This window comes from Xanthobacter sp. BG11Y11_SDJG (assembly GCF_057364445.1).
Genome location: NZ_JBNFNU010000226.1, coordinates 1 through 6,854, shown reverse-complemented (window position 1 = coordinate 6,854; position 6,854 = coordinate 1). Strand labels below are relative to the sequence as shown.

Here is a 6,854-nt window from a genome sequence, read left to right as displayed (position 1 = left end):
CGGCCGAACGCGCGGGCCCATGCGGCAGCGCCGGAAGCGGGCGACCTCGACCGGCCGCTCGGCGCCGCGCGGGCGCAACTGCACGAGACCTATATCCTCGCCCAAACCCGCGAGGGCCTGGTGCTGGTGGACCAGCACGCCGCCCATGAGCGCCTGGTCTATGAGCGCCTGAAGGCGGCGCTCGCGCGCGACGGGGTGGCCCGGCAGGGGCTGCTGATCCCCGCCGTGGTGGAGCTGGACGCGGCGGAGGCGGGCCAGATTCTGGAGCGCGCCGCGGAGCTCTCGGCGCTGGGGCTCGACATCGAGCCGTTCGGGCCGGGCGCGGTGCTGGTACGCGCGGTGCCCGCACTGCTTGGGGACTGCGACGCCTCGCGCTTGGTGCGCGACCTCGCCGAGCATGCCAGCGAGTGGGACGACGCGCTGCCGCTGGAGCGCCGCCTGCTCCACGTGGCCGCCACCATGGCCTGCCACGGCTCGGTGCGCGCGGGGCGGCGCCTCAAGGTGGAGGAGATGAACGCGCTGCTGCGCGAGATGGAGGCGACCCCGAACGCCGGGGAATGCAACCACGGCCGCCCCACCTTCGTCACGCTCTCGCTCAAGGACGTGGAGAAGCTGTTCGCGCGGCGGTGAGGCCGATCGCCGGGCGCGGGCTCCCGGCACGGGGATCAGACGGACCGCCTCACAGGTTCACAGGCTGGAGGGGTTCCACAGCACCGGCACGTAGCGGAAGCCGTCGCCAGCCTTTTCCAGATGCGCCACCGCAGGGAACGGGAAGTGGTAGCCGGCGATCCTGGTGCGGTCGGCGGCGATGCGGTCCAGCGCCGCCTTGCGGGTCTCTGCCGCCTTCGCCGCGTCCATGTCGAACTGCACGTGCCAGGACGGGTTGGCGATGAACAGCGCGGGGATGTTGGTGAGATCCGACTGGATGAACATCTCGTCGAAATTGGATTCGAGCGCGAACGAGGTGTGGCCCGGCGTGTGGCCGGGCGTGCCCACCGCCTTGAGGCCGGGCGCCACTTCCTTGTCCCAGGCGTAGCGCTCCAGCTTGCCCTCGAACGGCTTGAACACCCGCCGCACGTTCTGGAACGAGGGCTTCATGGCGTCCGGCGCGCGGCTCATCTGGCCTTCGTCCATCCAGAACGCCCATTCCGCCTCGGGCACCATCACCTGCGCCTTGGGGAAAGCGGGCGTCCCATCCGGCAGGAGGAGGCCGTTGATGTGGTCGGCGTGGAAGTGGGAGATGACGATCTGGTCGATCATTTCGGGCCGAACACCCAGCGTGCCGAGCGTGCCGCGCAGCTGGCCGACCGCGCCGGGCTCGCCGCCGTTGCCGGTGTCGATCAGCACCCGGCGGCCGCCGATGTTCAAAAGCAGCACGTTGAAGGGAATGGAGAGCTGCGCCTCGTCCAAGAACGCCGCCTTGAGCGCCGCCTTCACCGTCTCGGGCGGCTGGTTGCGCACGAAGGTGGGCGGCAGCGGGAAGGTGCGCATGCCGTCGGCGATGGCGGTGACCTCCACGTCGCCCACCTTGTAGCGATAGGCGCTCGGCACCTGCTTGCCGGCGGCGGGCGCCGGGGCGGGAGCCTGGGCGTGCGCGGGCGCCGGGGAAGCCGGCGGCGCCGAGGCCTGAGGCTCCCAGTCCGGCTAAAGCGGCGCTGCCGGCGAGAAGGGTACGGCGGGAGAAAGCTGGGCATGATTCCTCCGGGCGCTGGACGCACCTTGATCTGACCGCAGGGAAAACTAGTTGCCGTAACGAAAAAGCGCCGCTCACATCGCTGCGAGCGGCGCGTTTTCCGGTGCCGGCGCCGGCGCGCCGGGGCAGATCAGCGCATGGGCGGGGCGTACTGGATGCCGCCCATGCTCCACAGCTGGTTCACGCCGCGCGGGATGCCGAGCTTGGAGGAGGCGCCCACGTTGCGCTCGAAGCTCTCGCCATAATTGCCCACCGCCTTGACGATGCGCGCGGCGAAGTCGTTCGACAGGCCGAGCTGTTCGCCAAGCTTGCCTTCCAGGCCGAGCAGGCGCTTGACGTCCGGCTTCTGGGACTGGAGCGCCGCGTCGAGATTGGCGGTGGTCACGCCCAGCTCCTCGGCGTTGAGCATGGCGAACAGCGTCCACTTGACGACGTTGAACCACTGGTCGTCGCCCTGGCGCACCACCGGGCCGAGCGGCTCCTTGGAGATAACGTCCGGCAGCACGATGTGGTCGGCGGGCTTCTTCATGTTGAGGCGCAAAGCGTAGAGCTGCGACACGTCGGTGGTGAGGGTGTCGCACTTGCCCTCGTCATAGGCCTTCACCATGTCGGCCGAGTTCGGCACCGACACCAGTTCGAGCTTCATGTTGTTGGTCTTGAAGTACTCCTCGGTGGCGGCGGCGGCCGTGGTGCCGGCCTGGACGCAGACCTTGGAATTGTCGAGCTCCAGCGAGGAGTTCAGCTTGCGCGCATTCGGCACCAGGAAGCCCTGGCCGTCAAAATAGGAGATGCCGGCGAACAGCAGACCGAGCTTGGCCTCGCGCTCCAGGGTCCAGGTGGAATTGCGCGAGAGCAGGTCCACTTCGCCCTTCTGCAGCGCCGGGAAGCGCTCCTCGGCGTTGAGCGGCACGAACTTCACCTTGTTCGCGTCGCCGAGCACCGCCGCCGCCACCGCGCGGCACAGGTCCACGTCGAAGCCGGACCACCGGCCCGAGGCGTCGGGCGCGGAGAAGCCCGGCAGCCCCTTGGAGACGCCGCAGACCAGTTCGCCGCGGTCCTTGACGCTCTTCAGGGTCTGCTGCGCGTAAGCGTTGGTCCCGACGAGCGCGACTGCCGCGCCCGCCAGGAGGGCCAGGATCGTCTTCATGGATGCCCCCGAGGCGATTGGTGTTGGAGCTGGTGACGGGACGCTTCGGCCGCCCTCAGAGGGTGGCCTGCTGGCGCACCACCACCTTGGTGCCCACGGGCACGCGCCCGTAGAGATCGATGATGTCGCTGTTGACCAGGCGGAAGCAGCCGGACGACACGGCGTAGCCGATGGTCTGGGGCTGGTTGGTGCCGTGGATGCGGTAGACCGTGCCGCCGATATACAGCGCGCGGGCGCCCATGGGGTTGCCGGGGCCGCCGGCCATGAAGCGCGGCAGATAGGGCTGGCGCTGGATCATCTCCGCCGGCGGCGTCCAGTCCGGCCACTCGGCCTTGCGGACGATCTCCTTCAGGCCGCCCCACTGGAAGCCGTCGCGACCGACGCCGATGCCGTAGCGCAGCGCCCGGTTGTCGCCCTGCACCAGGTAGAGGAAGCGCTCATTGGTGTGGATGACGATGGTGCCCGGCTTTTCCGTGGTGCGGAAATAGACCGGCTGGCGCCGGAACGCCGGCTCGAGCTGGGCCTCGTCGTCCTCGGAGGCGACGAGGCCGGGCTGGTCGCCGATGTCCATCACGGCGCCGGCACCGCGGCCGGGCGCCTGGGCGGAGGCGACGGGGGAGAAAGCGAGAATGCCGGCTTGGAGCAGCACGGCGAGGGTGAAGGACTTGAACGTGATCGGCGACATTCCGGCCTCTTCTAGCGTGCGCTCCCGTACAGGAGCCGCGTCCATGCGGTCCGTTGCGGCACGAGGTCATGCCGCAGCCCGGACGACTGCCGTTGCCATCCCTCGCGCGCCGCAAGACCGGAGGTCCCGTCGCGGACCACCCGGGGTGACGTTGCCTGACGCGCGACCCCACTTTGCCTTAGCCGAGCGCGCGCCCGAGGAAAAGGGGCCAGCGGCACGGCGCCGCCGGCATTTTTCGGACGGACTCCATCCTGGCGGTAGCACGGTAAACGGAACGTAACCGGCCGCTGTCGCCGACCGTGCGCCGGCGCCGCGTGCGCAACCTTGCCCTCGGCCGCGCCGCCCGCCTATAAGGCCCGATCAACTCAACGGGATCGGTCCGGGCAGCCCATGGGACGGGGCGCGGGACAGACCAAGGGACGGTGGCGGCCATGGCCGGACATTCACAATTCAAGAACATCATGCACCGCAAGGGGCGGCAGGACGCGATGCGCTCCAAGCTGTTCTCGAAGCTGGCGCGCGAGATCACGGTCTCGGCCAAGATGGGCCTGCCCGACCCCAACATGAACGCGCGCCTGCGCGCCGCCATTCTCGCGGCCCGCGCCGAGAACATGCCCAAGGACAATATCGACCGCGCCATCAAGAAGGCGGCCGGTGCCGACACCGAGAATTACGACGAGATCCGCTACGAGGGCTACGGGCCCGGCGGCGTCGCGGTGATCGTCGAGGCGCTCACCGACAACCGCAACCGCACCGCGTCCGAGGTGCGGTCCTACTTCACCAAGTCCGGCGGCAACCTCGCCGAGACCGGCGCCGTGTCGTTCATGTTCGACCGGGTGGGCGTGGTGGAGTTCGACGCCAAGGCGGCGTCGGGCGACGCCATGATGGAGGCCGCCATCGAGGCGGGGGCGGACGACGTCACCTCGTCCGAGCATGGCCACGAGGTGGTCTGCGCCGCCGACAGCCTTGCCGAGGTGCAGAAGGCGCTCGAGGCCCGCTTCGGCGAGCCGCGCAAGGCCGCCTTGGTGTGGCGGCCCCAGAATACCGTCGCCGTGGACGACGAGACCGGCGAGAAGCTGCTGCGCCTCGTGGAGACGCTGGAAGACAATGACGACGTGCAGAACGTGGTCGCCAACTTCGAGCTGTCAGAGGCTCTGGTCGCCAAGATTGCAGCGCCGAGTGAGGGGACACTGAGCGCGCCAGCGGCGCAAGAGCCCGGCGCGGCGCGCCCGCGCTCAGGGCCGGGGCGCCGCTGGCCGGCGTCCCGCAGCCCGGGGTCTCCCTCAGGAGATCGAAAGCTCGTGCAGCATGCCCTTCAGCTCGCCGATGGCCTCTTCGATCTCGCCGCGCTGGCGCTCCAGGACGGTGATCTGGTTCACGCAGCGGTCGCGGGTGAGGGCGAGGCTCGCGCGGTCCTTGCCGTCCTTGGCGCCCACCAGGGTCACGAGCTCGCTCAGCGTGAAGCCGAGGCGCTTGCCTTTCAGGATCAGCGCGAGGCGGGTGCGGTCGGCGTCGCTGTAGAGCCGGCGGGTGCCGTCGCGCTTCGGATTCAGCAGGCCCTTGTCCTCGTAGAAGCGCAGCGCGCGGAGCGTGGTGCCGAAATCGCGCGACAGTTCGCCGATGGTATGGAGCCGCTCGGCCTCCAGCGCGCGCGGGCGCAGCATCGGGGCGGCCGGCAGCTCGTGCGCGCCGGTCAGGTCATGGATCGAAGTCTCGATGGTCATGTTGGCTTTCCCGCAGTCGAATGGGGCGATCAACCCATGTTCGATCAGCCAACGGTTTAGCCGCGCCGCGGCCCCACCGGGAGAAACGCGACCTCCTGTTAGGGAAAGTAACGGTTACATGGCGCGCAATCCCAAGCATCAGCGGCGGGATTAACACCTCGTTTACCATGTTGGCCGGATGCTCACTTGTACGAATCACCGCAATGCGGCGATGGTAAAAGGGTGCTGCGTATGCCGTTCCCTTTTGCCACGAGGAGGCGGGCATGGAGCGCGTTGCGCGTGCGGCGCGGGCAGATACGGCCATCCGCTCGGCCATCTACCGGGACCTGAGCCGGCAGCTGGGCGACGAATTTGATCCGGACACGCCCGCTTGGGATCTGGAGCGTGAGCGGCCGTCCTCGGTGGACGCCATGCGCACCGACATGGACGCGCTGCGCGAGCGGCTGGCCCAGGCGGCGCCGCGCCGGGCGGTCCTGGAAATGGACCGGGCGATCTCGCTGTTGAACCGCCGCTTCGAGGAAATGCGGGTGGCCGGGGAATCGGCGCGCACCAAGGAGAGCCTCGCCATCGGCGAAGAGCTCGGCAAGCTGCGCGCCGCGCTCGGACGCCATGGCGCGGCCGGAGCCGTCTCCCGCCGCCGGGCCCAGGCTCGGCGACCTTGCCGATGTCGCCCGCCTCTGCGCCGAGAAGCGCGATCTGCTGCTGAAGCACGCGGTGGAGCACCAGTTGCGCCCGGTGCATATGGAGGACGGCCGCATCGAGGTCTCGCTGGTGCCGGGCGCCCCGGCGACCGTCATCCAGGACCTCTCGCGCAAGCTCTCCGAATGGACCGGGCGGCGTTGGCTCGTCTCCCTCGCGAGCCGCGAGGGCGGCCCGACGCTGGCGGAGGAGGACGCCGCCCGCAAGGCCGAGCGCGAGGAGGGCATCAAGGCCCATCCTCTGGTTGCTGCCGTGTTGGCCCGCTTTCCCGGCGCCGAGGTGGTGGACGTGCGCTCCAGAGCCGACCCCGCCGAGATCGCCGGCGCGGAGGCCCTGCCCCCCATGGAGGAGGACGTCCAGATGGGGCCGGGACCGGACGACGAGATCGAATATTGAGAATGGGAGGCGAGAGCCGATGCGCGACCTGATGGGCATGATGAAGCAGGCCAAGGAGCTTCAGGACCGCATGCAGCAGATGCAGGCGGAAATGGAGACCATCGAGGTGGGCGGCTCCGCGGGCGGCGGCCTCGTCAACGTCACCGTCACCGCCAAGGGCGAGTGCAAGGCGGTGCGCATCGATCCCTCGCTGGTGAAGCCGGAGGAGACCGAGATCCTGGAGGACCTCATCGTCGCCGCTTTGGCGGACGCCCGCGGCAAGGCCGAGCGGGTGATGCAGGAGAAGATGCAGGCGCTCACCGGCGGCCTCGCCCTGCCACCGGGCCTGAAGCTGTTCTGACGGGCGCGCCCTACCGCTCCCAGCGCAGGCCCTGAAGGCGCGGATCGGCGGCGAACGCCTGGCGCCCGAAGGCGAGGTGCTGGCGCGGGAACTCGCAGACCGCGGCGACGCCGGAGCCACCGACGCGGATGTGCCAGGTGCGCCGCTCCGCCGGCTCGCGGCAGGCGAAG

The 6,854-nt window shown here is 69.6% G+C and carries 8 protein-coding genes and 1 pseudogene; 4 read left to right on the top strand and 5 right to left on the bottom strand.

The window, feature by feature from the left end; genetic code table 11:
* Positions 1 to 630: DNA mismatch repair MutL family protein (locus AC2W7M_RS16705; protein ID WP_486133407.1), on the top strand; the 630-nt coding region annotated here is incomplete at its 5' end.
* Between the two features lie 57 nt (positions 631 to 687).
* Here AC2W7M_RS16705 and AC2W7M_RS16700 read toward each other — a convergent pair.
* The 3 genes from AC2W7M_RS16700 to AC2W7M_RS16690 all read right to left on the bottom strand — a co-directional run bounded on the left by AC2W7M_RS16700 (position 688) and on the right by AC2W7M_RS16690 (position 3,525).
* A complete protein-coding gene (locus tag AC2W7M_RS16700) occupies positions 688 to 1,551 on the bottom strand; it encodes an MBL fold metallo-hydrolase (protein ID WP_486133405.1) in 864 nt (287 codons plus the stop codon).
* A gap of 272 nt (positions 1,552 to 1,823) precedes the next feature.
* The gene (locus AC2W7M_RS16695) at positions 1,824 to 2,840 is read right to left on the bottom strand and encodes an amino acid ABC transporter substrate-binding protein (RefSeq protein ID WP_486133404.1); all 1,017 of its coding nucleotides are present in this window, start codon (positions 2,838 to 2,840) and stop codon (positions 1,824 to 1,826) included.
* Positions 2,841 to 2,895: 55 nt separating this feature from the next.
* On the bottom strand, positions 2,896 to 3,525 hold the full coding sequence (locus AC2W7M_RS16690) for a L,D-transpeptidase (protein ID WP_121623047.1): 630 nt from the start codon (positions 3,523 to 3,525) through the stop codon (positions 2,896 to 2,898).
* A gap of 431 nt (positions 3,526 to 3,956) precedes the next feature.
* On the opposite strand from AC2W7M_RS16690, the pseudogene AC2W7M_RS16685 reads away from it, so the two are divergent.
* Positions 3,957 to 4,697 (top strand): annotated as a pseudogene (locus AC2W7M_RS16685) (YebC/PmpR family DNA-binding transcriptional regulator); the annotation flags it as partial.
* 111 nt (positions 4,698 to 4,808) lie between these two features.
* Here the strand turns inward: AC2W7M_RS16685 and AC2W7M_RS16680 are convergent.
* Both AC2W7M_RS16680 and AC2W7M_RS16675 read right to left on the bottom strand, forming a co-directional pair.
* Positions 4,809 to 5,189 carry a MerR family transcriptional regulator gene (locus AC2W7M_RS16680; protein WP_486133409.1) on the bottom strand — a complete coding sequence of 127 codons (381 nt, stop codon included), beginning with the start codon at positions 5,187 to 5,189 and terminating at the stop codon, positions 4,809 to 4,811.
* 242 nt (positions 5,190 to 5,431) lie between these two features.
* Positions 5,432 to 5,860 carry a hypothetical protein gene (locus AC2W7M_RS16675; RefSeq protein WP_486133402.1) on the bottom strand — a complete coding sequence of 143 codons (429 nt, stop codon included), beginning with the start codon at positions 5,858 to 5,860 and terminating at the stop codon, positions 5,432 to 5,434.
* Here AC2W7M_RS16675 and AC2W7M_RS16670 point away from each other — a divergent pair.
* Together AC2W7M_RS16670 and AC2W7M_RS16665 are read left to right on the top strand one after the other, a co-directional pair.
* A complete protein-coding gene (locus AC2W7M_RS16670) occupies positions 5,859 to 6,344 on the top strand; it encodes a hypothetical protein (RefSeq protein WP_486133400.1) in 486 nt (161 codons plus the stop codon). The two genes, AC2W7M_RS16675 and AC2W7M_RS16670, sit on opposite strands and share 2 nt — an antisense overlap.
* Positions 6,345 to 6,363: 19 nt before the next feature.
* Complete coding sequence (locus AC2W7M_RS16665; RefSeq protein WP_486133398.1) at positions 6,364 to 6,684, top strand: YbaB/EbfC family nucleoid-associated protein; 321 nt, start codon at positions 6,364 to 6,366, stop codon at positions 6,682 to 6,684.
* Positions 6,685 to 6,854 lie beyond the last annotated feature (170 nt).

Coding starts and splice junctions, on each gene's coding strand:
- AC2W7M_RS16695 (WP_486133404.1), bottom strand. CDS start 2,840: ATGAAGACGATCCTGGCCCTCCTGGCGGGCGCGGCAGTCGCGCTCGTC.
- AC2W7M_RS16690 (WP_121623047.1), bottom strand. CDS start 3,525: ATGTCGCCGATCACGTTCAAGTCCTTCACCCTCGCCGTGCTGCTCCAA.
- AC2W7M_RS16680 (WP_486133409.1), bottom strand. CDS start 5,189: ATGCTGCGCCCGCGCGCGCTGGAGGCCGAGCGGCTCCATACCATCGGC.
- AC2W7M_RS16670 (WP_486133400.1), top strand. CDS start 5,859: ATGGCGCGGCCGGAGCCGTCTCCCGCCGCCGGGCCCAGGCTCGGCGAC.
- AC2W7M_RS16675 (WP_486133402.1), bottom strand. CDS start 5,860: ATGGCGTCCGAGCGCGGCGCGCAGCTTGCCGAGCTCTTCGCCGATGGC.
- AC2W7M_RS16665 (WP_486133398.1), top strand. CDS start 6,364: ATGCGCGACCTGATGGGCATGATGAAGCAGGCCAAGGAGCTTCAGGAC.